The 26,210-nt window shown below is 60.8% G+C and carries 26 protein-coding genes and 1 pseudogene; 20 read left to right on the top strand and 7 right to left on the bottom strand.

The genetic code is table 11. The annotated features are described in order from the left end of the window. The first annotated feature begins 158 nt into the window (after positions 1-158). Positions 159-872, top strand: a complete 714-nt coding sequence (locus VMP31_RS22000; protein ID WP_325509834.1) for a LuxR C-terminal-related transcriptional regulator — start codon at positions 159-161, stop codon at positions 870-872. On the opposite strand, the gene VMP31_RS23290 is transcribed toward VMP31_RS22000, so the two are convergent. Next, positions 768-1,241: an SDR family NAD(P)-dependent oxidoreductase gene (locus VMP31_RS23290; protein ID WP_349255723.1), complete on the bottom strand. Its 474-nt coding sequence runs from the start codon at positions 1,239-1,241 to the stop codon at positions 768-770. The two genes, VMP31_RS22000 and VMP31_RS23290, sit on opposite strands and share 105 nt — an antisense overlap. A gap of 15 nt (positions 1,242-1,256) precedes the next feature. On the opposite strand from VMP31_RS23290, the pseudogene VMP31_RS21990 reads away from it, so the two are divergent. Next, positions 1,257-1,385 (top strand): annotated as a pseudogene (locus VMP31_RS21990) (carboxymuconolactone decarboxylase family protein); the annotation flags it as partial. A gap of 64 nt (positions 1,386-1,449) precedes the next feature. Continuing rightward, entirely contained in the window at positions 1,450-1,914 is a 465-nt protein-coding gene (locus VMP31_RS21985; RefSeq protein ID WP_325509904.1) for an FAD/NAD(P)-binding protein, read from the top strand. Between the two features lie 374 nt (positions 1,915-2,288). Here the strand turns inward: VMP31_RS21985 and VMP31_RS21980 are convergent, their stop codons facing one another. Then, positions 2,289-2,675, bottom strand: a complete 387-nt coding sequence (locus VMP31_RS21980; protein WP_325509833.1) for a hypothetical protein — start codon at positions 2,673-2,675, stop codon at positions 2,289-2,291. A gap of 681 nt (positions 2,676-3,356) precedes the next feature. On the opposite strand from VMP31_RS21980, the gene VMP31_RS21975 reads away from it, so the two are divergent. Further along, complete coding sequence (locus VMP31_RS21975) at positions 3,357-4,250, top strand: LysR family transcriptional regulator (RefSeq protein WP_325509832.1); 894 nt, start codon at positions 3,357-3,359, stop codon at positions 4,248-4,250. 81 nt (positions 4,251-4,331) lie between these two features. On the opposite strand, the gene VMP31_RS21970 is transcribed toward VMP31_RS21975, so the two are convergent. The 5 genes from VMP31_RS21970 to VMP31_RS21950 are packed head-to-tail and all read right to left on the bottom strand — an operon-like array spanning position 4,332 to position 9,858. Then, the gene (locus tag VMP31_RS21970; protein ID WP_325509831.1) at positions 4,332-5,483 is read right to left on the bottom strand and encodes an acyl-CoA dehydrogenase family protein; all 1,152 of its coding nucleotides are present in this window, start codon (positions 5,481-5,483) and stop codon (positions 4,332-4,334) included. Positions 5,484-5,509: 26 nt separating this feature from the next. Beyond that, on the bottom strand, positions 5,510-6,604 hold the full coding sequence (locus tag VMP31_RS21965) for an enoyl-CoA hydratase/isomerase family protein (RefSeq protein WP_325509830.1): 1,095 nt from the start codon (positions 6,602-6,604) through the stop codon (positions 5,510-5,512). Between the two features lie 2 nt (positions 6,605-6,606). Continuing rightward, a complete protein-coding gene (mmsB, locus tag VMP31_RS21960; RefSeq protein ID WP_325509829.1) occupies positions 6,607-7,497 on the bottom strand; it encodes a 3-hydroxyisobutyrate dehydrogenase in 891 nt (296 codons plus the stop codon). A gap of 24 nt (positions 7,498-7,521) precedes the next feature. Further along, positions 7,522-8,295: an enoyl-CoA hydratase gene (locus VMP31_RS21955; RefSeq protein ID WP_325509828.1), complete on the bottom strand. Its 774-nt coding sequence runs from the start codon at positions 8,293-8,295 to the stop codon at positions 7,522-7,524. Between the two features lie 51 nt (positions 8,296-8,346). After that, the gene (locus VMP31_RS21950; protein WP_325509827.1) at positions 8,347-9,858 is read right to left on the bottom strand and encodes a CoA-acylating methylmalonate-semialdehyde dehydrogenase; all 1,512 of its coding nucleotides are present in this window, start codon (positions 9,856-9,858) and stop codon (positions 8,347-8,349) included. A gap of 544 nt (positions 9,859-10,402) precedes the next feature. On the opposite strand from VMP31_RS21950, the gene VMP31_RS21945 reads away from it, so the two are divergent. The 16 genes from VMP31_RS21945 (at position 10,403) to VMP31_RS21870 (ending at position 26,164) form a co-directional block, all read left to right on the top strand. After that, positions 10,403-12,022, top strand: coding sequence for a DUF1302 domain-containing protein (locus VMP31_RS21945; protein WP_325509826.1), 1,620 nt, complete (start codon positions 10,403-10,405; stop codon positions 12,020-12,022). A 26-nt stretch (positions 12,023-12,048) separates the two neighbouring features. Beyond that, positions 12,049-13,419, top strand: coding sequence for a DUF1329 domain-containing protein (locus VMP31_RS21940; RefSeq protein WP_325509825.1), 1,371 nt, complete (start codon positions 12,049-12,051; stop codon positions 13,417-13,419). A gap of 122 nt (positions 13,420-13,541) precedes the next feature. Beyond that, positions 13,542-14,669, top strand: a complete 1,128-nt coding sequence (locus tag VMP31_RS21935; RefSeq protein WP_325509824.1) for a WD40/YVTN/BNR-like repeat-containing protein — start codon at positions 13,542-13,544, stop codon at positions 14,667-14,669. After that, a complete protein-coding gene (locus tag VMP31_RS21930; protein WP_325509823.1) occupies positions 14,653-17,115 on the top strand; it encodes an efflux RND transporter permease subunit in 2,463 nt (820 codons plus the stop codon). The genes VMP31_RS21935 and VMP31_RS21930 overlap by 17 nt, the downstream gene beginning before the upstream one ends. Beyond that, a complete protein-coding gene (locus VMP31_RS21925) occupies positions 17,115-17,237 on the top strand; it encodes a hypothetical protein (RefSeq protein ID WP_325509822.1) in 123 nt (40 codons plus the stop codon). The genes VMP31_RS21930 and VMP31_RS21925 overlap by 1 nt, the downstream gene beginning before the upstream one ends. A 66-nt stretch (positions 17,238-17,303) precedes the next feature. Beyond that, the gene (locus tag VMP31_RS21920) at positions 17,304-18,029 is read left to right on the top strand and encodes a ThuA domain-containing protein (RefSeq protein WP_325509821.1); all 726 of its coding nucleotides are present in this window, start codon (positions 17,304-17,306) and stop codon (positions 18,027-18,029) included. 50 nt (positions 18,030-18,079) lie between these two features. Then, positions 18,080-18,838: an SDR family NAD(P)-dependent oxidoreductase gene (locus tag VMP31_RS21915; RefSeq protein ID WP_325509820.1), complete on the top strand. Its 759-nt coding sequence runs from the start codon at positions 18,080-18,082 to the stop codon at positions 18,836-18,838. 25 nt (positions 18,839-18,863) lie between these two features. Next, positions 18,864-19,478, top strand: coding sequence for a glutathione S-transferase family protein (locus tag VMP31_RS21910; RefSeq protein WP_325509819.1), 615 nt, complete (start codon positions 18,864-18,866; stop codon positions 19,476-19,478). A 156-nt stretch (positions 19,479-19,634) separates the two neighbouring features. Continuing rightward, positions 19,635-20,816, top strand: coding sequence for an aromatic ring-hydroxylating oxygenase subunit alpha (locus tag VMP31_RS21905; protein ID WP_325509818.1), 1,182 nt, complete (start codon positions 19,635-19,637; stop codon positions 20,814-20,816). A 9-nt stretch (positions 20,817-20,825) separates the two neighbouring features. After that, positions 20,826-21,137, top strand: coding sequence for a putative quinol monooxygenase (locus tag VMP31_RS21900; protein WP_325509817.1), 312 nt, complete (start codon positions 20,826-20,828; stop codon positions 21,135-21,137). Positions 21,138-21,479: 342 nt separating this feature from the next. Next, positions 21,480-22,466, top strand: a complete 987-nt coding sequence (locus VMP31_RS21895; RefSeq protein WP_325509816.1) for a thiamine pyrophosphate-dependent dehydrogenase E1 component subunit alpha — start codon at positions 21,480-21,482, stop codon at positions 22,464-22,466. After that, positions 22,463-23,458, top strand: a complete 996-nt coding sequence (locus tag VMP31_RS21890; RefSeq protein WP_325509815.1) for an alpha-ketoacid dehydrogenase subunit beta — start codon at positions 22,463-22,465, stop codon at positions 23,456-23,458. Before VMP31_RS21895 ends, VMP31_RS21890 begins: the two co-directional genes overlap by 4 nt. A 17-nt stretch (positions 23,459-23,475) precedes the next feature. Next, positions 23,476-23,706, top strand: coding sequence for a lipoyl domain-containing protein (locus VMP31_RS21885; RefSeq protein ID WP_325509814.1), 231 nt, complete (start codon positions 23,476-23,478; stop codon positions 23,704-23,706). After that, positions 23,706-24,470 carry a 2-oxo acid dehydrogenase subunit E2 gene (locus tag VMP31_RS21880; RefSeq protein ID WP_325509813.1) on the top strand — a complete coding sequence of 255 codons (765 nt, stop codon included), beginning with the start codon at positions 23,706-23,708 and terminating at the stop codon, positions 24,468-24,470. Before VMP31_RS21885 ends, VMP31_RS21880 begins: the two co-directional genes overlap by 1 nt. Positions 24,471-24,490: 20 nt before the next feature. Next, positions 24,491-25,285, top strand: coding sequence for an SDR family NAD(P)-dependent oxidoreductase (locus VMP31_RS21875; RefSeq protein ID WP_325509812.1), 795 nt, complete (start codon positions 24,491-24,493; stop codon positions 25,283-25,285). Positions 25,286-25,546: 261 nt separating this feature from the next. Beyond that, positions 25,547-26,164: a helix-turn-helix domain-containing protein gene (locus VMP31_RS21870; RefSeq protein WP_325509811.1), complete on the top strand. Its 618-nt coding sequence runs from the start codon at positions 25,547-25,549 to the stop codon at positions 26,162-26,164. Positions 26,165-26,210: the final 46 nt, after the last annotated feature.

Raw genomic sequence — 26,210 nt, 5'->3', positions numbered from 1 at the left:
GTGTTTCGTCCTGGTGAAGATAATTTCCCTATAAGAATCAAGGCTCAATCCGCACGAGGGCTTACGCCTAAATAGGTAGGCGTCGAAAGGCATGGAAATTGCTGTCCACGGGAGACCACTTACCGACCAGGCGATAACACCGCTCGAGGAGGAGAACGATGGGAACTGCCGGCCTGATGACGCTACCCGACGAGCGTTCGCGGGCGTCGATTGACGGTTTGACCGAGCGCGAGATTCAGACCCTGGCGCTGATTGCCAACGGCCTGAGCAACAAGCGGATTGCCCGCGACCTGGGCATCAGCGATGCGACGGTCAAGGTTTATGTGCGCAACCTGTTGCGCAAGTTCTGCTTGAACTCGCGCCTGGAGCTGGCAGCCTGGGTTCACCGCAATGACACCCGCCTGGATCGCCGCCCGCTCAGCCCCGTGGCCACCCTAGGCAGCGCGGTGGAGATGGTTGCACCGGTTGCGCGGCAGTCAGACCTCCCGTTGGACTGCACTCCGTTGGGCCGCATCCCATTGGGCGGTCTGCTCGATGAGCTGCCGGGGCTGATCTACCGCGGCGACAACAACCCCAGATGGTCGATGCAGTTCGTTAGCGCCGGCTGTCTGCAACTCACCGGCTATTCCGCCGAATACCTGACCCGAACCAGCGAGCACAGCTACGGCTCGCTGATCCTCGCCGAATATGCCGACTACATCTGGTACTGCGTGCAATGCGCCCTGTTGCAGCACGAGCCTTACCAGTTGAGCTACCGCATTCGCTGCTCAGACGGGCAGATCAAGGATGTCTGGGAGAAGGGCGTCGGCGTCTACTCCGCGGACGGCGAGGTGCTGGGCGTCGAGGGGGCGATCTTCGAGATGCGCGGATGAGTTCGGCGCTGGGAGTGGCGCGGGCTCTATCTGGCCGGCGCAGCTGTAACTGCCCGAGGCAGCAGTGGCTCGGGGTGCAGGCCGACAGTCCAATGCGTCTTGTGGACGCGGCGTTTGCTCGTTGCGCAAGTCCATGTGGTCGCGGCGGTCAGCCGGCGAGAGCCGAGTGCCCAGTGATTTGGCCGAAAAGATGGGGCCAAAGCCATCAGCCATTGCCGTCTTGACGAAGGTCGGCCAGATATCTCTTACGCGAATGCCAGGCTTGCTCCATTCGAGATCGGGCCCCTCGGTGAATCCATGCACGGCGAACTTGCTTGCCGAATAGGTGGCCTGGTCAGGATGGCCATAGATCGCGGTGGCAGATGCCATGTTGATCACATGGGCGCGAAGCATGGCGCGACCTGTGAGGAGATTGCCGAGGCGCTGAGCGTAGCCATCGCGCTTAATGCCGGTGCAGCGCTGACCTACAGTGCTCGGGTGTTCGATGCCGTTGCGGCCTTCGACAAGCACTGATGAAACGCGGGCGTCTTATGACGCCCATATTTTTTTGCTGGAGCTATTCATGCACAAGTAGAAGATCGCCATAGTCGGCGGTGGCCTAGCCGGCGTGTATGCTGCTTACTGTCTACACAAAGCCGGTATCGACTTTGACCTGTTCGAAGCTCGTGACCGTTTAGGCGGCCGCATCCATTCAGCGGAGGCAGGTTTAGACCTGGGGTCAACTTGGTTCTGGCCGGATTTTCAACCGCACATACATGGCCTTGTGGGCGCGCTGGGCCTGCGTACGTTCGCGCAATACGATCAGGGCGATGTGCTGATCGAGCGTGGACTTGGACAGGTTGTTCGCCACCAGGGCTATCGCTCAGGTAATCAATCAGTGCGGATCGAGGGCGGCACGACTCGTCTGATAGACGCGCTGGCTGCCCACTTGCCAACCGATTGCATCCGCCTCAACACCGAGGTGCTTGCTGCCAGCCTCGGTGAGAGCGTTGTAACACCGCGTCCGGATGCAATCAGTTGCGTGACTCCGCTTACTGAGTGATCAAGATTTCGACCTCTAGACCCAGTCATTGCAAAGGTTTCTTCATGCTCGGCGCTTGACTGATCTTTGGTGATGGGCCATTCGAGTATGCTAGGTGGAGGTGCGACTTTCCGTTCTCAGGCCTATCCACCTTGTGAAACGCTGAGCTCAGGTGCATAAACGGGCAGCTGAGAAATTGACTGAACGTGACCTCTGTAACTCCGCCAATTGTTGCTTGGTAGAAAATGTCTGCCCAAGTGTCGAGCTCTTCGTCACTCAAACCGTCAGCTGTATTCATCGTTTCTACCTCTTGTATTCAGGTGGAGAAAACCAGATCGCATTATCCAGGCGGTTCAAGCGCCTGCAGGGCTGTAGAGCAACACCGATTGCGCATTTTAAATAAAAGTGTCGGTGCCAAATGACGTGTGGGTGAAATCGCTTTCGCAATGAAAATCACTCATCCCGTAGAGGTTTCCCGCCACGTCCAGAAGCCCATCCATCATCGGCAACCCGCTTGCCGGATTGATGCCTGGTAGCGAGTCGAAGGCAAACACGTCCTCGCAGTAGTTATGGGTGGGCAGGCCGGTGATAGGCATTTCATCGCTTAGCCAGAAATCGTTGATCGGCTTTAGCTCGTCTGCTGTCGCGATGGGACCAAAGTCCAGTGAGTCATGGACGATGTCCATCTCGCCCAATCGCGGATAAACCCTGGTCTGATAGCCTGGATTGAATTTCGGGCGGAGCAGGGATTTGGTGAGTTTGGCGATCAGAGTATTCAGCATGACTTGCACCTCGACTGGAAGGCTCACTTGCATGGGTAGCCAGATTGGTCTGGCAGTTCCAGTGTCCATTCATTCTGAAAACTGCAAGTCGAGGTCGAGAGGTTGGCTGAGGGGCCGAAATACAGCTTTGCTGCCCGCGAGAGCTGGGCAAGGGGTGATCCTCGAGATAATCAAAATGGGTAGGAAGTAACCAAATCCGATACCGATTTTGATACCAATCAGTGAGTTTTACTGGGTACTCAAGTGACTGAAAGCCGCATGTTTCCTACGCACAGGTACCCACACAAACACACAATTTCTCGCATGGTGATATTGGCGGTGGAGATCACGAATCTTGGTCCAGATAAACGGGCGCACGGGCGCGAAAGGGGCGCGATTGTAGCGGTTTATAGCCGCGAAGGGCAGCGGCGGAGACGGGCGGAGTGCGCTATCCCTGGCTTTTCTGCCTGATCCGGGCGGAGGGATGCACGTTGGCGGTTTCCTTGACGTGCTCCCGGACCTTTGATGGGAGGCGCTCATCAGGCGTCTCTTTGACTCTGCCAACGCCCTGCAGGCAACGCTCCGCGTAAATCACAGTGCTCGCAGCGCACGTTAAACGTCGCGATCACGCTCGGTTATTAAGGCAGCTAAATGTCAGAGGACTGTGTATTTTTGCACAGGACTTTGCACAGGAACCGCGCGATGGACTGGGACAATCTACGTTACTTTCTCGAATTATCGAGGGCCGGTAAGTTGACCGCGGCGGCTCGTCGTCTGGGGGTCGATCACACCACGGTCGCGCGCCGCGTGCAGGCTCTGGAGAAGAGCCTGGGCCAACCATTGTTTATTCGCAGTGGTACTGGCTACAGCCTGGCGGAGGCTGGCCGCCGCTTGTTGTCGCAGGTCGAGGCGATGGAGAGCGCTTACCTGTCCATCGAGCAAGAAGAAGGTAAGGCGGGGGCGGGGGGCGTTTCCGGCCTGGTGCGTATCGGTGCAACTGAGGGCTATGGGGTTGAGCTGCTTGCCGGTCAATTGACGACGTTGTCCAAACGCCATCCCAATCTGGGGCTCGATCTGCTTGCCGTGCCGCGAATGGTGCGTCTGGCGCGGCACGAAGCGGACATAGTGATTACCCTGGAGCGCCCGGAACGCGGGCCGTACATCATCACCAAATTGACTGACTACTGCCTGCGCTTATACGCCTCGACGGAGTACCTCGACAGCCATCCGCCGATCCATGATCGCGACGATTTACGCCAGCACACCTTCATCAGTTATATCGAGGATTTGCTCTACAGCAAGGAATTGCATTATCTGGATGAGATCGGCAAACCCCTGCAGATATCCTTGCGCAGCACCAGCATCCTGGCCCAGCAGAACGCAGCGATTGCAGGTGCCGGTATTGCCATTCTGCCCAGCTTCGCCGCACGCCAGGTGCCACAGCTCAAGGAGGTCCTCGCCGAACAGATCGAGTTCATTCGTACCTTCTGGATGCTGATGCCGGTGGAAGGCAAGGACCTCGCGCGCATCCGCGTGACCTGGGAGTTTCTGCGTGAGATGGCGCAGCTCAACCAAGACCGGATGATGGGCCGTTAGTAGGCTGAGCTGCAAAGATCGCCAGCAAGCTGGCTTCTATACAAGCGCATCTATTGGCCGCGCCGTTTACCAGCAAAGAAGTCACAGCGGGTAGTCGGCCAGCTCGCGGGCGATCAGCAGGCGCTGGATTTCGCTGGAGCCTTCGTAGATTTGGGTGATGCGCGCGTCGCGGTAGTAGCGCTCCACCGGGTAGTCCTCCAGGTAGCCGTAGCCGCCGTGGATCTGTACCGCCTTGGAGCACACCCGTTCGGCCATTTCCGAGGCGAACAGCTTGGCCTGCGAGGCCTGCGATAGGCAGGGATGCCCGGCGCTCTTCAGACGTGCGGCATGCAGGATCAGCAGGCGCGCGGCATTGAGCTGGGTGTGCATGTCGGCCAGCATATTGGCGATGCTCTGGTGCTCGCCAATCGGTTTGCCGAACTGGATGCGCTCGCGGGCATAGCCCAGGGCGGCCTCGAAGGCTGCGCGGGCGATGCCGAGAGCCTGGGCGGCGATGCCGATGCGGCCGCCTTCCAGGTTGGACAGGGCAATCGACAAGCCTTTACCGCGTGGGCCGAGCAAGTTGGCTGCGGGAATAGTGCAGTCGCTCAAAGTCACCGCACAGGTATCGGAGGCGCGGATACCCATCTTGTGTTCGCTGCGGTCGACCGTGAAGCCCGGGGTGTCGGTCGGCACCAGGAAGGCCGACAGGCCTTTCTTGCCCAGTTCCGGATCGGTGACGGCGAAGACGATGGCCAGCCGGGCGCGTTTACCGTTGCTGACGAACTGCTTGGCACCATTGAGTACCCATTGGCCATCGCGCAGCTCGGCGCGGGTGCGCAGGTTGTGCGCTTCGGAGCCGGCCTGCGGCTCGGTCAGGCAGAAGCAGCCAATCGCCTGGCCACTGGCCAGATTCGCGAGCCAGAAATCCTTCTGCGCCGGGCTGCCGAAATTCAGGATCGGGCCACAACCGACCGAGTTATGAATGCTCATCAGCGCACCGACGGCGCCGTCGCCAGCGGAGATTTCTTCCACGGCCAGGGCGTAGGCGACGTAATCGATATAGCTGCCGCCCCATTCTTCGGGCACCACCATGCCGAGCAGGCCCAACTCGCCCATCTGGGCCACCAGGGCATCGTCGATCCAGCCGGCCTTCTCCATAGCCTGGGCCTTGGGCGCGACCTCGCGACGGGCAAAGTCGCGGGCCATGTCGCGGATCATACGTTGCTCTTCACTCAGTTCCAGGTCGTGCATCGGGCATCTCTCTTGTGCTGTGGGGCTTAGGCTTTGACTGTGCGCAGGGATTTGCCAGCGGCAGGCTTGAAGCCGGCGAAGAAGGCTTGCACCCGGGCGGGGTCAAGTTCTGCCAGGGTGGGCGGATTCCAGCGTGGGTTCTTGTCCTTGTCGATGAGCAGTGCGCGCACGCCTTCCATCAGTTCGCCCTGATCGAACCACTGGTAGTCCAGGTGCAGTTCCTGGGCGAAGCAGTCGGCCAGCGGCAGGTTGCGCCCGCGGCGCAGCAGTTCCAGGGTCACAGCCATGGCCAGCGGCGAGCGGCTGTCGAGCACCTTGATGGTTTCCTCGGCCCAGTCCTGAAACTGCGGGCGGCTTTCTGTCAGCAGTGCCGCGCGTATCGACGGCAGGTCGGGTAGGGCGAAGTACTCGTCGATGGCTGGGCGCAATGCCTTGAGTTCCGAGCCCGGTAGCTGGCTCACGGCGAGGGTGGCGAGCAGGGTACACAAGGCCTCCCGTGGATGATGGGTCCAGCTCATGCCGTCGAGGCAGCGATCCAGGTCGGCGATCTGCTCGCTGGTGATGCACCAATCGGCCAGGCGCGCGTAAAGGGCATCGGCGGCGCGTACCTGGAGGCCACTGACGCCCAGGTAGATGCCCAGTTCGCCGGGCAGGCGTGGCAGAAAATAGCTGCCAGCGACATCCGGGTAGAAACCGATAGCCACTTCCGGCATGCCCATGCGCGTACGCTCGGTGATCACCCGCAGTGTGGCGCCCTGCACCAGTCCCATACCGCCGCCGAGGACGAAACCGTCCATCAGCGCCACGATCGGTTTGGAATAGGTGTGGATGTATTCGTCGAGGGCATATTCCTCTTCGAGGAAGATCTCGTGTTTATTGTCGCCGGACTTGTGGCTGTCGTAGAGCATGCGGATGTCGCCGCCAGCGCAGAAGGCTTTCTCGCCGGCGGCGCGAAGTACCACGGCGACGATCTCCGGGTTTTGTTCCCAGGCATGCAGTTGCTGCAGGAGCAAACGCACCATGGGCAGGGTCAGGGCATTCAGCCCGGCCGGGCGGTTGAGCGTCAGGTGGCCAATGCGATTGCGCACCTGCGCCAGAACCGGCGCTTCGATATCGCTCATGCTCAGGCGTCCTTGCGATACAGGTTGATGATCGCGGAGAAGTCCAGGCCGCCATTGCCCTGGGCGCTGAAGCTCTGATAAAGCTGCTGGGCGAGGGCGCCGAGGATCACCGGTTGACCGACCTGCTTGGCCGCTTCGCTGGCCAGACCGAGGTCCTTGAGCATCAGGTCAGTGCCGAAACCGCCGCTGTAGCCACGGGCGGCGGGTGCAGTTTCCAGCACGCCAGGGAAGGGGTTGTAGGTGTCCGAGCTCCAGCAGCGGCCGCTCGAGGTATTAATGATGCCGGCCAGCACGCTGGCATCCATCCCCAGGGACACGCCCAGGGCCATGGCTTCGGCGACCCCGATCATCGAGATGCCGAGCAGCATGTTGTTGGCGACCTTGGCCACCTGGCCGTTGCCGGCATCGCCGCAGTGCACGATGTTCTTGCCCATGGCCGCAAGAATCGGCTGGGCGCGGTCGAAGTCGGCGAGCGAGCCACCGACCATAAAGGTCAGGGTGCCGGCAGTCGCGCCGCCGGTGCCACCGGAGACCGGTGCGTCGAGCATGGGGTTGCCGTGTTCGGCGGCGGCCTTGGCCACTTCGCGGGCGCTGAGCGGATCAATGGTCGAACAGTCGATCAGCAGCACGCCGGGCTGTACCTGGGCCAGCAGGCCGTTGGCACCCAGGTACACGGATTTCACATGGGCAGCGGCGGGTAGCATGCTGATGATCAATTCGGCGTCGCTCTGGGCAATGTCGGCCGGTGAAACGGCGGCGCTGGCGCCGGCCTCGACCAGGCGCGCCAGCGAGGCCGGCGACAGGTCGAACACGGTCAGAGTGTGGCCAGCCTTGAGCAGGTTGAGGGCCATCGGGCCGCCCATATTGCCGAGCCCTAGAAAACCTATGTGCATGGTGAATCCTCGTTAAATGGAGCGTCAGCAGTGCTTGAATTGCGCTGGGCGTTTCTCGACGAAGGCGCTCATGCCTTCCTTCTGGTCGGCGGTGGCGAATATCGAATGGAATACCCGACGCTCGAAACGCACGCCTTCGCTGAGGCTGGACTCGAATGCGCGGTTGACGCTTTCCTTGACCAGCATGGTCGCCGGCAGGGATTTCGCGGCGATGGCGTGGGCGCTCTTGAGGGTTTCCTGCAGCAGCTTGTCGGCCGGCAGAATGCGTGCGACTAGGCCCGCGCGCTCGGCTTCCTGGGCGTCCATCTGGCGTCCGGTCAGGCACATTTCCATGGCCTTGGCCTTGCCCAGGGCGCGGGTCAGACGCTGGGTGCCGCCGATTCCGGGGAGCACGCCGAGGGTGATTTCCGGCAGGCCGAACTTGGCGTTGTCGGCGGCATAGATGAAATCGCACATCAGCGCCAGTTCGCAGCCGCCGCCCAAGGCATAACCGGCCACTGCGGCAATCAAGGGTTTACGTCGGTTGGCGATGCGGTCGGCGGCGGAGAAAAAATCATCGAGGAACACCTGGGGGTAGGTCATGTCGACCATTTCCTTGATGTCGGCTCCGGCGGCGAAGGCCTTGGCCGAGCCGGTGAGGACCATGCAGCCAATCCCCGGGTTCTGTTCCAACTGATCCAGGGCCAGGTTGAGCTCGGTGATCAACTGGCTATTGAGGGCATTGAGCGCTGTGGGGCGATTCAGAGTAATCAGACCGACACGCTCGTGGACTTCCAGCAGCAGGGTTGCAAAGTGCATGACACGAACTCCTGAGTCAGGCAGGCACCGGGCGGGTGCCTGGCTGGCGGGTTATTTCAGGGTGATGGTGGTATTGACGCCGCTGTTGACCTCGTCCTCGTCGAACCAGCGCTGGGTGACGGTCTTGGTCTGGGTATAGAACTGCACCACCTGCTTGCCATAGGGGCCGAGGTCGCCGAGCTTGGAGGCGCGCGAGCCGCTGAAGGAGAACAGGGGCACCGGCACCGGGATCGGTACGTTGATGCCGACCTGGCCAACGTCTATCTCTTCCTGAAAGTGCCGCGCGGCGGCACCGGAGCGAGTGAACAAGGCCGTACCGTTACCGTTCGGGTTGGCGTTGATCAGCTCGATGGCATCGTTGAGGGTGGCGGCGTGCAATACGCATAGCACTGGGCCGAAGATCTCCTCGCGGTAGATGGCCATGGAGGGGGTCACGCCGGAGAAGATGGTTGGGCCGACGAAGTTGCCCAGGGCATAGCCGGCCACGTCGGGGTTGCGGCCATCCAGTTCCAGCGTGGCGCCTTGCTCGATGCCCATGGCGATCAGGCTGCTGATACGGTCCAGCGCCGCGCAGGAAACCACCGGACCGATATCGGTGCCAGGCTCAGCGCCGGCATTGATCTTCAACGTCTTGGTTTTCTCGATCAGCTCGGGCAGCCAGCTCTGCGCTTCGCCGACCAGAATCACCACCGGCAGCGCCATGCAGCGCTGACCGGCGGCACCGAAGGCGGCGCCGAGCAGGTTGTTTAGCGTCTGCTGCTTGTTCGCGTCGGGCAGCACGATGGCGTGGTTTTTCGCGCCCATCATGCACTGCGCGCGCTTGCCGTTCTGGGTGGCGCGGTTGTAAACGTGGGTGCCGACCTTGGTAGAGCCGACGAAGGACACCGCCTTGATATCCGGGTGATCGCAGATCAGGTTGACCGCCTCGGCCCCACCGTGAATCACGTTGAGCACGCCTGGCGGCACGCCGGCTTCCATGGCCAGTTCGGCCAGGCGCATGGTCACCATCGGATCTTGCTCGGAGGGCTTGAGCACGAAGGTATTACCGGTGGCGATGGCCATCGGGAACATCCATAGCGGGATCATCGCCGGGAAGTTGAACGGGGTGATGCCCGCGCAGACGCCCAGTGGTTGCAACAGGGTATAGGTGTCGACGCCGCCGGCGACGTTGTTGGCCAACTCGCCGAGCTGCAGGTTGCCGATGCTGGCCGCATGCTCGACCACCTCCAGCCCGCGGAACACATCACCTTCGGCGTCCGGCAGGGTCTTGCCCTGTTCGGCAGTGAGGATCGCCGCCAGTTCCTTCATGTTCTCGCGGATCAGCTGCTGATACTTGAGGAAGATCCGCGCGCGGGCACCGATCGGCGTCTTGCGCCAGGTCTTGAAGGCTTCCTTGGCGCTGGCCACTGCCGCGTTCATTTCATCCAAGGTGGCGAAGGGCACACGAGCCAGGACTTCCTGAGTCGCCGGGTTGACCACGTCGCGCCATTGGCTGGTTTTGGATTCGACCAGTTGGCCGTCGATCAGCAGCTTGACGGTGGGGATGCAGCTTTGAGTCGGCATAAGGCACTCCGCCTATTGATGTTGTTGTAAGGGCTCGGCCACTCGGCCATAGAGCGAGCATGCAAACAGACTATCAGTGCGTATTTGCTTTATTAAATGGGCTTATGTGCAGATTCGTTGTGCGTTTTTGCACAGAAGGCTTGGCGCTTCTTTACCTGCTGCCGTCCGGGTTGAGTGCATCGCGTGGTGATGGGCTTAATCAGCCAGCGGCGCCGAGGGGGAGGGGGCCAGCTGTTCAGGTCGCGCTCGTTGAGCGCCGTATGGGCCCTGAAAAATTCTTGTGGCGAGTAGCTTGTGCATCGGTTGATGCAGGTGTAGGTTAATAAAAAACCTTCTTGTTGGTTTTTAATAGGTCGTAGATAAGTGCTCCCGTTTGCCGCGGTTCGAGCGCATCGAAAAATCGATAAAACGGCCGGTCAGCACCGGACCAGGATTGAGACAAGCAAGGGTGTGAGACGAAACAGATAAAATAAAACGATCATGCTGGTTTTAATATGTCGGTACACTTGGTCGACTGCCGACTCAACTCAGTTCGGAGAATCCAATGAATAAGAATAAAAAAACCAAGGTGGAGAGGTTTGTCAGGGTGCACCTGGCGACGGCAATCAGTGCGGCGGCGCTGGCGCTTGCCAGTCAGCCAGCCAGTGCATTCAACATCGACACGGGCAACCCGGATCTGGCCGTGCGTTGGGACAACACGCTGAAGTACAACGCCGGCTGGCGGGTTGAGGGGCGCGACAAGAACCTGGTGAACTCCGCCGGCTTCAACTCGCCCACCCTGTCCCACGACAAGGGCGACCTGGTGACCAACCGTGTCGACATCTTCAGCGAGTTCGACTTTGTCTATAAAGACAACCACGGCTTCCGTGTGTCGGCGGCGGGTTGGAACGACTTCGAATACGACGACAAGGTCAAGTTCAACTCTGCCTTCGGCGGTACACCCTACCCGAACAACAGGTTCACCAGCGACGTGGAGCGTTACAACAAGCGCTCCGGCGAAATTCTCGATGCCTTTGTCTTCACCAGGCTCGATCTGGGCAGCGTGCCGCTCAACATTCGTGCGGGTCGCCACAATCTCTATTGGGGCGAGGCGCTGTTTACCATTGGCGATGGTATTTCCTACGGTCAGGGGCCGCTGGATCTGCGCAAAGCCGTTGCGACGCCGGGCATCGAGGTCAAGGAGCTGTTCCTGCCGCAGAACCAGCTGTCCGCTTCGGCGCAGCTGACCGACAAGATCAGCGTGGCGGCCAACTATTACATGGAGTGGGATCCGCACCGTTTTCCCGACGGTGGCACCTACCTGGGCGTCAGCGATGTCACCCTGTTGGGCGGCCAGGTCCTTGGCGGTCTGTCCTACGTCGGCGATGTGGACCGCGGGCCGAACAAGACCCCAGACGACAAGGGCAGCTTTGGCCTCAATGCGATGATCCAGTCCGATATCCTGGACGGCAACGTCGGTTTGTATTACCGCAAGTTCGATGACCGCATGCCCAACGTGGCGTTCGATCCGGTCAGCGGGGTGCTCTTCAACGACTATGCCGAGGACGTGAAACTCTACGGTCTGAGCTACAACCGCCTGGTTGGTTCGGTCTCGGTCGGTGCCGAACTGTCACGGCGTGAGGATACCGCCCTGGCCGGTAACGCGCGTGGCGACACCTGGCACGCCTTGGTCAACATGATTGCCTATTTCGGCCAAACTCCGCTGTTCGATGCGGCACCACTGCAGGCCGAATTGACCTACACGCGCCTGGACAAGGTCAGCCGTGCGACCAAGGCTCAGTTCGAAGCCCAGCATGAGGATCATGGCTGCACCCTGGGCAAGAAGGGTGGCTGTGTGAGCGATGAGGCCTGGGGCATGAACGTCGCCTTCACTCCGACCTGGTATCAGGTCTTTCCGGGCATCGACATGACCCTGCCGCTGAACTTCGGTATGGGCCTCAAGGGCAATTCGCCGGCACCCCTGGGCGCGGCCGAGAACGCCGGAAACTGGAGCGTTGGCGTGGGACTCGACATTCACTCGAAGTACAAGGTCAACCTGGCCTACAACGACTATTTCGGCGACTACGTCCAGGCACCAGGCACCGATCAGATCATCGGTTTCAATGGCAGCGGCACGCAGAATGACCGTGGCTGGCTGTCCCTGACGCTAAAGACCACCTTCTGATTACAACAATAAAAGAGGCGAACAAGATGCAGCGCACAATAAAACTGCTCTCTGCAGTCATCGGTATGACCGTCAGCGGCTCGCTGCTGGCCGCCGTATCCCCTGAAGAAGCCAAGCAACTGGGCACGACGCTGACCCCTTGGGGTGCCGAGATCGCCGGTAATGCGGCAGGTACCATCCCGGCTTACAGCGGCGGGATTGAGCCACCGGCCAACTATGACCCGAGCAAACCGGGCATTCGACCCGATCCCTTTGCCGACGAGCCAGTGGTGCTGACCATCACCTCCGCCAACATGGCCGAGCACGCGGACAAACTGACCGAGGGCACCAAGGCGCTGTTCGCCAAGTACCCGAATTTCCGTATAGATGTCTATCCGACGCATCGCACCGCGCGCTACCCGGACTTCTACCTGGAAAACAGCAAGAAAAACGCCACCGAGTGCAGCCTGACTGCAGAGGGCTTGTCCGTCAGCAACTGCTGGGCTGGCGCGCCTTTCCCGATACCGAAGAACGGTCAGGAAGTGATGTGGAACCGCATCTTCAAGTTCGAGCAGGCCGCATTTCGCGCCGACGATCTGATGACCACGGTGGTCGATGCCAATGGTGCCGTGATCAACACCGCGGGTTGGAAACAGTGGAACCAATATCCGCTGTGGATCGACAAGCAGAACTCGAAGTTGGTCGGTGATGAGCTCAACGAGATGTATCGGGCGGACTACAACGCGCCGGCGCGCAAGGCCGGGGAAAAGCTGGTGCTGCACGATGGCATCAACATGATCACCAACCCGCGGCGTGCCTGGAGTTATGTCGTGGGTCAGCGTCGGGTGAAGCTGGCACCGGACGTAGGTTACGACACGCCATCGCCGACCGGTGCAGGGGTCGGCACAGTGGACGATGCTTCAGTGTTCTATGGCGCGTTCGACCGCTATGACTTCACCCTGGTCGGCAAAAAGGAAATCTACATCCCCTACAACATGTTCAAGATCCAGGATCAGAGCACGTGCGGTAAGGACCAGGTGCATACGCCGAACTTCATCAACCCGGATTGCATGCGCTGGGAGCTGCACCGGGTCTGGGTGGTCAACGGCAAGCTGAAGCCCGGCAAGCGTCATATCTACCCGACTCGCACGCTGTACTGGGACGAGGATTACCTCGGTGTGGGTATGGCCGATTCCTATGACAGCACCGGCAAGGTCTACCGTGTGGTGCAGTCAGAATCCTTCCCATTCTACGAGTCGGCCGGTCATATCAGCGGCCAGTTCGCCGTGTATGACTTGGCCAGTGGCGCCTACACCCGTCAGGCCTACTCCACCGGTAAAACCGGCTGGTATACCGCCGATCCGGTACCGACCAATACCTTCTCAGCCTCAGCGCTGACTGGCGGCGGTATTCGCTAACGGGCCCCGAGCAGTGGCGCGGCGGAGTTTTTTGCCGCGCCACATGCTGATGGGTGAGGTATATGGGCTGCGGATGGAGAGTTTCGATGCGAGTCTTTGCTGTTTCTGATTGCAGGGTCTTCTTGCTGAGTATCTGGCTGATGACCTGTGGCTATGTTCAGGCGTTTGAAGAGCCGACGCGGGTTGCCGCGGCGATGAGCGAGAAATTGCTTATGAGCCCGCTGATTGCCGTTGCCATGGCTGGCGAGCGTAGGGTAGCGGTGGGGCAGCGTGGGCATATCGCCCTTTCCGAAGACGCTGGTCATAACTGGACGCAGGCACGGGTTCCTGTCAGCAGTGATCTGGTGGCAGTGAGTTTCCCCAGCGCGCAACACGGCTGGGCCGTGGGCCATGGCGGGGTGGTTTTGCATAGCGAGGACGGCGGCTTCAACTGGGCGTTGCAACTGGATGGGCAGCAGGCATCCAAGCTGATCCTCGATTACTACACGGACAAGGCACGTGGCGGTGCGCTGGAGAACGCGCAGTTGTATCTCGACCGCGAGCAGAGCTTGATTGGCTATGGCGGTACGCAGCCGCTGATGGCGGTGCATTTCATTAATGAACAGGTCGGCTTCGTGGTCGGGTTGTTCAACCGGATTCTTAAAACGCTCGACGGGGGCAAGACCTGGGAACCCTGGCAGCACCGGATCGACAATCCCAACGAGCTGCATTTCTATTCGCTCAGTGCCGACGCGCGGGCGCTCTACATAACCGGCGAGCAGGGCATGGTCTGGCGCATGGGCCACGATCAGGCGTCATTCGCCGCCATCCCTACCGACTATGCCGGCACGCTGTTCGGCGCGACCAGTAACGGTAAAAGCCTGATCGCTTTCGGCATGCGCGGCAGTGTGTTTCGCTCCACCGACGAGGGTGCGAATTGGGCGCGTATCCCGGTCGATACCCAGGCCGGTATCAGCGCTGGGGTGTTTTTACCGAGCGGGCATTTATTGCTGACCAACTTGGCCGGCGAGGTGCAGCTGAGCATGGATGAAGGCCGGAGCTTCAGCCGGGTGCAGCTCAAGCAGTCGATGCCGCTGTTTGGCCTGGTGGCCGGGGTGGATGGCAACCTGACCCTGGTGGGCGCCAGCGGTGTGCAGCGCGAGACGTTGGCGCTCGCGGCGATCAAGACCAAGGAATCGAGTGCCTTAGTCGATAGCACCTCCGATCAGATGTCCACCTTGCTTGGAGCTGGCTATGGCTACCGTCACTGAGGCCGCAAAAATGGCTGTGATCAAAGACCTCAAGGACTTCGATGGCCGCTCCGGCAGCTTGCTCGAGCAACTGATCTTCAATAGCCGCGTGCTGATAATCGCCAGTTGCGTGCTGCTGACCCTGTTTCTCGGGCTGCAACTGCGCGATCTGAAGATCGCCGCCAGTTACGAAAAAATGCTGCCGCATGGGCAGGAATACATCCGGAATTTTCTCGACAACCGCAGCGAATTACGTGGTCTCGGTGACTCGGTGCGCATCGTGGTGGAGGCCCGGGACGGCGATATTTTCAATGCCGAGTACCTGGCCGAGTTGGCCAAGATCAATGACGAGATATTCATCCTGCAAGGGGTCGATCGGCCCTGGATGAAGTCGATCTTCACCCCGGTGGTGCGCTGGACCGAGGTCACCGAGGAGGGCTTCACCGGTGGCCCGGTATTGCCCAACGATTACGACGGCTCGGCGCGTTCGATCGAAGACCTGCGCATCAATATCGGCCGTGCCGATGCGGTTGGCAGCCTGGTGGCGCATGACTATCGCTCGAGCATGATAGTGGTGCCGCTGATGGCCAGGGATGCCGAAGGCAAGGCGGTGAATTATCAGGCGCTGTCGCAATCGATCGAGACGATCCGCCAGCGCTATGGTGAGGGCGAGCAGGCCAAGGTCAATATCTATGTGATCGGCTTCGCCAAGATGATCGGTGACCTGATCGCCGGGCTGGAAAAGGTCGCGCTGTTCTTCCTCGCTGCCGTGCTTATCGCCGCCGTCATCATCTATGCCTATACCCGCTGCATTCGCAGTACCTTGCTGGTGCTGTGCTGTTCGATCATGGCGGTGGTCTGGCAATTGGGTCTGATCGCGCTGTTCGGTTACAACCTCGATCCATTCTCCATGCTGGTGCCGTTTTTGGTGTTCGCCATCGGCGTCAGCCATGGCGCGCAGAAAATGAACGGCATCATGCAGGACATCGGCCGTGGTACCCACCGCCTGGTCGCTGCTCGCTATACTTTCCGCCGCCTGTTTCTGGCCGGTGTGACCGCGCTGTTGGCGGACGTGGTGGGCTTTGCCGTATTGATGATCATCGATATCCCGGTGATCCGCGAACTGGCCCTGACCGCCAGTATTGGCGTCGGGGTGCTGATCTTCACCAACCTGATTCTGATCCCGGTGCTGCTGTCCTATGTCGGCGTTACGCCCAAGGCGGCGCAGCGCAGTCTGGCGGTGGAGCAGGCCGACTCCCGGCATGCTTCCGGTTTTGGCCATGTATGGTCGACCCTCGAGCGCTTTACCGAACGACGCTGGGCCGTAGGTGCCTTGCTGGTCGGCTTGGCGCTGGGCGTCTGGGGCTTTATGACCTCGCTGCAGCTGCAGGTCGGCGATCTGGATGCCGGTGCGCCGGAGCTGCGCCCGGATTCGCGCTATAACCTGGACAATGCCTTTATCACTTCGCACTACAGCATTTCCAGCGATGTGTTCGCGGTGATGGTGAAAACCGGTGACGATGGCTGCCGCACTTATGAAACGCTGACGGAAGTCGATCGCCTGAGTTGGCAGCTGGCGCAGGTGCCCGGCGTACAGCGCACCGCCTCGCTGGCCGACACGGTACGCGGCTATACCGCCGGGATGTTCGAGGGCAATCCGAAGTGGTCCACGATCAGCGACAACCAGGGCATCATCGATGCGCAAATCGGCAATGCGGTGTCCTGGAACTCCGAGTACCTGAACACCCGTTGCACCCTGACACCGGTGGTGGCGTACCTGGCCGACCACAAGGCTGAAACCCTCGATCGTGTGGTCAAGGTGGCCAGTGCGTTTGCCGCCGAACATGACACCGAGGACCGCAAGTTCTTGCTGGCGGCCGGTAACTCGGGCGTGGATGCGGCGACCAATATCGTGGTCAAGGGCGCCAACCGGCAGATGTTGTTCTACGTCTATGCGGCCGTGGCGTTGCTGTGTCTGATCACCTTCCGCAGTTGGCGTGCGGTGGTCGTGGCCCTGGTGCCGCTGATTCTTACCTCGATTCTCGCCGAAGCGTTGATGGTGCACCTGGGCATTGGCATCAAGGTCGCCACCTTGCCGGTGGTTGCCCTCGGGGTGGGCATCGGTATCGACTACGCGATCTATCTGCTGAGCATTCAGTTGGCCTTCCAGCGTCTCGGCATGCCGGTGGCCGAGGCTTACAAAAAGGCGCTGGCGACCACTGGCAAGGTGGTGGCGCTGGTCGGCGTGACCCTGGCCGCCGGCGTGATCAGCTGGGCCTGGTCGCCGATCAAGTTCCAGGCCGATATGGGCATCCTGCTGACCTTTATGTTCGCCTGGAACATGCTCGGCGCGCTGATTCTGGTACCGGCACTTTCCCACTTCCTGCTTCAGGGCGAATCCGCACGCGCTCAGTGCTCGCCCGGCGAGCAGCCCACCGCCCATGCAGTCGCAGAGGGAACCGTCTGATGAACGGACGCGAAGGCAAGGTCGCGCTGATTATCGGTGCCGGCCGCGACAACATGGGCCAGGACATCGCCCGTCGGTTTGCCGCGGTGGAAAAGGTGCTGGCTGCGACAGCCAGCGCCTGAGGAATAGTCATGGAACAGAGCAACGACATGGAAATTAAACAAACAGGCAGAATTGATTGTGTTTTTGTGGCTGCTGGCAAATACCACGATATCGATTTCGCTCGCCTGGAACTGCTCAAGCTGCTCGGCGAAAACCAGCGCATTCGCGTGCGCGTGTTTGAGGACTACAGGGATCTGGAGGCCATTTGCGCCGCTGACTTTCTGCTGACCTACACCTGTGAAGTCATTCCCAGCCTGGAGCAGCAGATCGCCCTGCGCCAATGGTTGGAGCAGGGCGGGCGTTGGTATGCGTTGCACGGCACCAACTCGATTCTGCGTTTTCTCGACAACGGCCTGGTGGATACCCCCGACTGGGCACCGCATTTGATGGCAACGCTCGGCTCGCAGTTTGCCTCGCACCCGCCGATCGCCCCGTTCCGCGTCGACGTGGCCAAGCCCGAACACCCGCTGGTACATGGCATCGAGCCGTTCGAGGTGACCGACGAGCGTTACCTGATGGATATAACGACCGAGGTCGAGGTGTTGCTGGATACCGAGTTCGAGGGCGAAACCCCCGGTTTCGTCCGTGACCAGTGGTCGGCCCAGCGCCATCCGGTGCTTTATCTGCGGCCCCTGGGCAAGGGCGCCGTGCTCTACCTGACCCTCGGTCATTGTCGCGGCCATTACGATTTGCGCCCGCTGATGGATTTCTGGCCACAGGTCGATCGCTGCGCCTGGGATCACCCAACTTTCTACGAACTGCTGCGTCGCGGCCTGAACTGGGCAGCGCGCCTCGATCAGACCGCGAATTAACTCTGGCCGGCGTGTGTCGGTCGATCAAATTACGCTGAGGAGCTAACCCAATGGATCTCGGACTTCGCGGGAAAAAAGTCATCATCAACGGCGGTAGTCGCGGCATCGGCCGGGCTGCACTGGAGCTTTACGCGCAAGAAGGCTGCGACATCGCCTTTTTCTCCCGCGATGCCCAGCGCGTCGCGGATACGGTGACGGCGCTGCAGGTGCATGGCGGTGCGGTCTACGGCGATGCCTTCGATATGAACGACGGCGCGGCCTACGAGGCTTGGCTGAATTCGGCGGTTGAGCGCCTGGGCGGCTGCGACATCTTTATCCACAACGCCAGTTCCTCGGGTGCCCAGGGCACCATGGATTGGGATATGAGCTTCCGCCTCGACATGATGGGCGCGGTGACCGGCTGCCAGACGCTTGAAGAGGCGCTGAGCGCCAGCGATGCAGGCTCGGTGATCCTGATGTCGAGCACCGCGGCGGTGGAAACCTTCATCTACCCGCAGGCGTTCAATGCCATCAAGGCGGCGATCATCACCTACGGCAAACAGCTGTCGCAGCTGTGGGCGGCGAAGAACATCCGGGTCAATATGATCTGCCCCGGCCCGGTCGAGTACCCGGGCGGCAATTGGACGGCGATCAAGGAAGCGATGCCCGAGCTGTACACCAAGACCCTGGCGGAAATGCCCCTGGGCCGCTTTGGCAAGGTCGAGGACGTGGCGCGCTCGATGGTCTTCCTGTCCAGCCCGATGGCGTCGTATATCACCGGCAGCAACCTGGTCATCGATGGCGGTTACACCAAGCGCGTGCAGTTCTGAGCCGCGGGCCGAGGGAGTAGGGTGGATGAAACTTTACAGTTCGATCGGGCCCAATCCGCGCTTGGTACGCATGTTCGCTGCGGAGAAGGGCATCCAGCTGCCGACGGTCGAGGTCGACATCATCGGTGGTGAAAATCGCCAAGCGGGCTTTCTCGCGCTCAACCCGACCGGCACCACGCCGGTTCTTGAGCTCGATGACGGCCAGGTGATCAGCGAGACCGCGGCGATCTGCGAATACCTTGAAGAGGCTTTCCCTGGTATCCCGCTGATCGGGGCGACAGCCTTGCAGCGAGCGCAAACGCGCATGTGGTGCCGCCGGGTCGAGCAGTCGGTGGTTCAGCCGATGACTGCGGGGTTCCGCGCCGCCGAGGGCTTCGAACTGTTCAAAAACCGCGTGCCTTGTTATCCGCAGGCAGCCGATCAGCTCAAGCGGGCCGCTGCCGAGGGGCTGTGCTGGCTCGACGAGCAGCTAGGCGAGCAAGCCTTCGTTTGTGGCGAGCGCCTGAGCGTGGCCGATTTGCTGCTGTTCTGCTTTCTGCAGTTCGGCGCCCAGGTCGGACAGGGGCTCGACAGCGAGCGGTGCGTCAATTTAGCTCGCTGGCAGGCCGCCATCGGCGCGCGTGCCAGCGCCCTGAGTTGACAGGCTTATGCATTGGCAGCTCAGCGATGCCTGGGCGAGGGCTGCATGTGTTGGTGCTAGCAGCGATTGGTTGTTAAAGCTTTTGAAAAACAGACGACTCTGTTTCTATAGCGTTTAGGTCGGGTTGCCGAAATATCTCCGACTGGAGGAGAAATCATGGAACAACAACAAGAAATCCATAACCGCATCGCCGCGCGTTTGCTCGATCACATCGAGACCCGCAGCACCGATCAGGTCGACGCCAATCTGCGCATTCCCTCGGCGAGCTATACCGACCCGCAGCAGTTCGAGCGTGAGATGGAGGCAATCTTCAAGCGCCTGCCGATCCTCGCCGCGCTGTCGGGAGAAATCGCCCAGCCGGGGAATTACAAAGCCTTCGACCTGATGGGCACGCCGCTGCTGCTCACTCGCCTGAAGGATGGCAGCGTCCGCGCGATGCTCAACGTCTGCGCGCACCGGGCGATGAAACTGGCCGAAGGCAGCGGCAAGTGCGACAAGTTCGCCTGTCCTTACCATGCCTGGGTCTATGGCAACGACGGCAGCCTGATCCGCATCGCCGCGCAGGACACCTATGGCGATGTCGACAAGGCCGCCATGGGCTTGACCCAACTGCCGGTCTACGAGCGCGGCGGGCTGATTTTCGTCGTGCTGACCCCAGGGCTGGAGATGGATTTCGCCGGTTTCCTCGGCGGTATGATCGAGGACATTGAGCAACTGGGGTTTTCCGACTGGCATTACTGCGGCAACCGTGAAATTTACGGTGCCAACTGGAAGGTGGCCTACGACGGTTATCTGGAGGGCTATCACTTCGCCTCGGCGCATCCGGAGACGATTCACCAGCGCACCTTTTCCAACATGATGGCCTTCCATTTCTACGGCCCGCATCAGCTGATCGGCTTCCCGCAGAAGGACATGCAAGCCAAGCTCAGCGCGGTAGACCCGCAACAGCTGCATCGGCATGAGAACAACGGCTACGACTTCGTTCGCACGCTGTTCCCCAATGTGTCGATTTTCGTCGCGCCGGAAATCACCCAGGTTGCCCAGCTAATCCCCGGGCCGACAGTGGGGGAGAACCGTACCGTGCTGCATTTCATCCACCGCCAGGCACCGCAGAACGAGGAGCAGCGCCAAGCCAACGAGACCATGATGGACTGGCTCAAGCAGGTGGTGGACACCGAGGACTACAGCCTCGGCCTGAAGATCCAGCAGGGGTTGACCAGCGGTGCGCATGAGCACGTCACCTTCGGCCGCAACGAGGTGGGCAACCAGGAGTTCCATCGCTGGATCGATCACTACCTGAACCCAGACCTGCCTCTCGGGCCATCACAACAAGAGTAAGGAAGCGCTATGAGCCTTATTGCAATCAGTGCGCGGCTGGAAATAGAAGACGGCCGCATCGACGAATACCTGGCGGCTGTCGCAGGCATAATCGAGCGCACGCGGGCCGAGGCCGGCTGCCGCGTCTATGCCTTTGCCCGCGATATCCAGATTCCCAATGTGCTGTGGATCAGTGAGGAGTGGGACTCCGACGCCGCCCTCAGCGAGCACCTGAAGTCGCCGCATATCCGCGCCTTCTTGAAGCAGGTCGCGGATATCGCTCTGCCCAATGTGGATGTGCGTAAGTACACGGTGTCTGCCGTCGGCACCGTCGAGCATTAGCAGACCGTTGAAAACTACCTGCTAGCACCTCGACTGATTGGCTTGTCATTCAGAGCTTGCCTGGTGGCTACGCGTTCACCAGGACAGGCCCCGCGCACCCTACGGGATCCCTCGCACTTAAGCGTCGAAGTCTCAAGACAACACTGCTGGTACATAGCCTTCGCACGGCTGTTGCCATGCTTGACGCGCCTTGAGCGCGGACGGTGTTGCTGAGCGAATGCTTATTTAATTAAATACAAACATACCTGTTGGTTTTTGTTAGAGTTTGTTCTAGATTGTCTCCATGGCTGGCCTGCGGGCCTGGTTTTTCACCACAACAAGTCACGAACATGTGAGGTCACCATGGCTGAGGCCAAATCTCCGGATTCCGCGGTGTTGCTGGATATCTACCGCAGGGCCAACCTGATCAAGACGGCCGACGACCGTTTTATCGAGTTGATCAAGGCCGGGCAGATTGCCTCGCCGTACTACTCGACCCGCGGCCAGGAGATCATCCCCGCGGCGATTTCGGTCAATCTGCGCGCCGACGACTACGTCATCACCACCTACCGTGGCATTCACGATCAGTTGGCCAAGGGCATCCCCTTGCGGCCCTTCGTCGCCGAGTTCATGGGACGTGCTACCGGCACCTGCAAGGGCAAGGGCGGGCCGATGCATATCACCCACCTGGCCTCCGGTCTGCCGGTGACCACCGGTGTGGTCGGCTCCGGTCTGCCGATCGCCAACGGCCTGGCCTGGGCGGCGCAACTGAAGCGCAGCGGCCAGGTCACGGTGTGCAACTTCGGCGACGGTGCGACCAATATCGGTGCCTTCCATGAAGCGTTGAACCTGGCGTCGGTGTGGAAGTTGCCGGTGGTGTTCGTCTGCCAGAACAACGGCTATGCCGAGCACACCAAGTACGAATACGGCACCGGCGCGCGGCACATCGTCGACCGCGCCATCGCCTACGGCATGCACGGCATCCAGTGCAACGGCAACGATGCTCTGGAGATGTGGGGTGCGGCCCGCGAGGCCATCGAGCGCGCTCGCGCCGGGTTAGGGCCAACCCTGCTGGAAGCCAAGACCTTCCGCTTTCGCGGTCACTTGCTGGGCGATGACAGCCATTACATCGACAAGGACGAAATGGCCGCCGCGATTGCCGCCGACCCGATGCCGGCCTATCGCGCCTGGCTGATCGAGCACGGCCATGCCAGCGATGCACAACTCAGCACCCTTGAAAAAGCCAATGCCGACGAGTTCGAAGAGGCCGTCGAGTTTGGTCTGGCCAGTCCCTATCCCGACGTGTCCGAGCTGAGCCGGGACGTCTATGCCGAGGAGAAGCGCGCATGACCGCGGTCAAAGCCAAGCGCATGAACATGTCCCAGGCCATTGCCATGGCCCTGCACCACGCAATGGAAGCCGATACCTCGGTGGTGGTACTCGGTGAGGATGTTGCCGACCCGCAGGGCGGCGGGGTGTTCAAGTGCACCGCCGGGCTGTCCAACAGCTTCGGTACCGAGCGGGTGCGCTCCACGCCGATCGCCGAGCAGGCGATCATGGGCGCTGCCGTCGGTGCGGCCCTGGGCGGCATGCGCCCGGTGGCCGAGATCATGCTGATGAACTTCATCACCGTGGCCATGGATCAGGTGGTCAACCATGCCGCCAAGCTGCGCTTTATGACCGGTGGCCAGACCCACGTACCGCTGACCATCCGTACCGCCACCGGCGCCGGCTTCGGCACCGGTGGCCAGCATGCGGATTACCTGGAAGCCTGGTTCGCCCATACCGCCGGCATGAAGGTGGTCGCGCCGTCCAATCCGGCCGATGCCTATGGCCTGCTGTTGTCCTGCATCTTCGACGATGACCCCTGCCTGTTTATCGAGAGTTTGCCGCTGTACTTCGCCCAGGGCGAAGCGCCGGTGCCAGGCGAGCGGGTGCCGCTGGGCAAGGCCAAAGTCGTGCGCGAAGGCAGCGATGTCAGCGTTATCAGCTACAGCCGCACCATGGTCGAAGTGCAGGCCGTGGCCAAGGAGCTGGAAAAGCAGGGTATTTCGGTGGAGGTGATCGACCTGCGCACCATCTCCCCGCTGGATATGCCGACTCTGCTCGATTCGGTACGCAAGACCGGCCGCGCGGTGATCGCTCACGAGGCCCAGGTCGACTTCGGCGTAGGCGCCGAGATCGCCACGCGCCTGCATGCAGAACTGTTCCACGAATTGAAGGTGCCGGTCGGCCGGGTCGGTGCGGCGCGCTCGCCGGTGCCGTTCTCCAAGGCGTTGGAAGATGCCTTTATTCCGACCAAAGAGCGGATTACCGCAGCCATTCTCGAAGCGCTTAAATAAACAGGACGGGTCCGATCATGACGACGCAAATCATTCTTCCGAAACTGGGTTTTTCCGTTAACGAAGCCGCACTGGTCGAGTGGATGGTTGCCGATGGTGCCGAGGTGAAGAAGGGCGACCCGCTGTACTGCATCGAGAGCGAAAAGTCGCTGCAGGAAATCGAGGCACCTGCCGACGGGGTGTTGCGCATCCTCCAGAACGCCGGGGAGACCTACGAGGTTGGCACCGTCATCGGGGAGTTACTCTGATGACGGCCCAGAGCACAACGCCAGTTCTGCCCTGGCCGGCCAATCTGCCAGCCATGCCGACGATCGACTTCAGCCAGTTTGGCGCGGTCGAGACGCTGGACCTGTCGCGCAACCAGCTCTATGCCGGGGCTTTCCTCGGACGTAATTGGGCGCAGATTCCGCATGTGACCCACCACGACGAGGCGTGTATCGACGAGCTGCACCGCCACCGTCGTCTGCTCGCCGAACAGCTGGGCCGCAAGCTGACGCCCTTGCCGTTCCTGATCAAGGCGCTGGTCAATGCGCTCCAGGCTTTTCCGCAGTTCAACGCGTCCCTGGCACCGAATGGCAAGCAGCTGGTGCTCAAGCAGTACTTTCATATCGGCGTTGCGGTGGAAACCCCGCAGGGGCTGCTGGTGCCGGTGATCCGCGATGCCGACCAGAAGTCCATCGCGGAGCTGGCCGACGAGCTGGCCGACAAGGCCAGGCGGGCCCGTGACAAGGGCTTGCCAATCGGCGAGATGAGCGGTGGCTGCATGACCATCAGCTCCCTGGGGTCGATTGGCGGCACGGCGTTCACGCCGATCATCAATGCGCCCGAGCTGGCGATCCTGGGCATTACCAGCGAGTTCGAACGCTTGGTGATGGTCGATGGTCAGGTGCAGGTCAGGCACTTTTTGCCCCTGTCCCTGAGTTATGACCACCGCGTGATCAACGGTGCCGATGCCGCGCGTTTCTGTCGTTATCTGGCGGCGCAACTCGCCGATCCCGCGCACCTGGTGTGAGTCGTAGTAGGAGTGAAAGTATGAATACAAACAACAATAATCCAGCCGTGCTGTCGCGCTTTTCCCTGCAGGGCCGAGTCGCGCTGGTGACCGGTGCGGGCTCGGGGCTTGGTGCGCATTTCGCCGCCGTGTTGGCGGAGGCGGGGGCCAAGGTGGTCTGCGTGGCGCGCCGGCTGGAGCGGGTCGAGGCGGTCGCCGCGGCTATTCGAGAGCGGGGCGGGCAGGCCATGGCCTGCGTGATGGATGTTACCGACCGCGAATCGATCAAGCTGGCCTACGATACGGCCGAGCGTGAATTCGGCATGATCGATGTGCTGATCAACAACGCCGGCCTGTCGAATCCCGCGCCTTTCGAGGAGATGACCCCCGAGCAGTGGAACTCGCTGCTGGACGCCAACCTGTCCGGGCCATTCTTCGTCGCTCAGGAAATGGCCAGGCGCCTGATCGCTGCGGGGCAGCCGGGCACCATCATCAATATCGCCTCGATTCTCGGTCACCTGGCCAGGTACTGCTTCCTCAATTACGGCACCACCAAGGCCGCATTGATTCACATGACCCAGTACATGGCGCTGGATCTGATGCCGCACTCGATCCGGGTCAATGCCATCGCCCCGGGCTTTTTTCCCAGCGAGATGACCAATCCCTTCTATGAGTCCGAGGCCGGTATGAAGGAAATCGCCGGTCTGCCGCCCAAGCGTCTGGGGCGTCATGAGGAGTTGGATGGCCCGTTGTTGCTGCTGGCGAGTGAGGCATCGTCCTATATGAGCGGCTCGGTGGTGACGGTGGACAGCGGTCATTCGATCCGCTTGTCCTGAACCGCCCACTGCAGCAGGCGTAAATATCTGCGTGGCGTGCTGGACTCTTCGATTAATTAAGAACTGTTTGTTTTTTTTGTGCGATGCCGGCAATCTACCTGAAATCTGTACACGGCCCGTGTTTTGGGCTTCTGAAAGGCGAAACCAATGGACGGACGGATGACCGGCGAAGAACAAGTGAACAGCCCGAGTCGACCTACGCGGCCGGCACGGCGGATGAAGTCCGAGAGCGGTGGTTGGCAGGCAGAGAAGAGTCATCTCATGCGCCTGCATATTCTCGATGCCACCATGGATTGCCTGGTGGATATCGGCTACACCCAGACCACCACCGAAAAGATTGCCAAGCAGGCGGGCGTATCGCGTGGCGCAATGACCCATCACTTCAAGTCACGGGCTGATGTATTCGCCGCGGCCGCGGCGCACATCACCGATATCCGGGTGCTGGAATACGATGCGGCGATCAAGGATGTGACGCTCTCTGCGGGTAGTTTTCCGACCCCGGCCAGCATGCTGCAGACCCTCAAGGTGCTGCAGGACTATTTCATGCAGCGGTCCTTTTTGGCATTCCATGAATTGATGCGCGGGGCGCGCACCGATCCTGAACTGTTTGGAGTGATGGCACCGCTGGAGCAATCCCTCGATGAGCGCATCTCGGCGAGCATGGTGACGCGCTTTCCGGTGTGGGCCGAGGTCGAACTGCGCGAGACCGGCGAGGTCCTGCGGGACCTGATCATGCACACCTTGCAGGGTGTGGCGCTGAATCCTTCACCCTATCTGCGCGGTGATCGCCTGGATCGCCTGCACGAATTGCTGGCCAAAACCGCCATGAGTGAATTCCGTGAGGCCTACAACATTCTCGGCAGCAAAGTGGAAACCTGAGAGGTTGCGACGCCCGATATAGAGACAACCACTGAATCGCAGGTAC

The organism is Pseudomonas sp. (assembly GCF_035512415.1).
Lineage (GTDB): Bacteria > Pseudomonadota > Gammaproteobacteria > Pseudomonadales > Pseudomonadaceae > Aquipseudomonas.
This window is presented reverse-complemented; position numbering and strand designations above follow the sequence as displayed.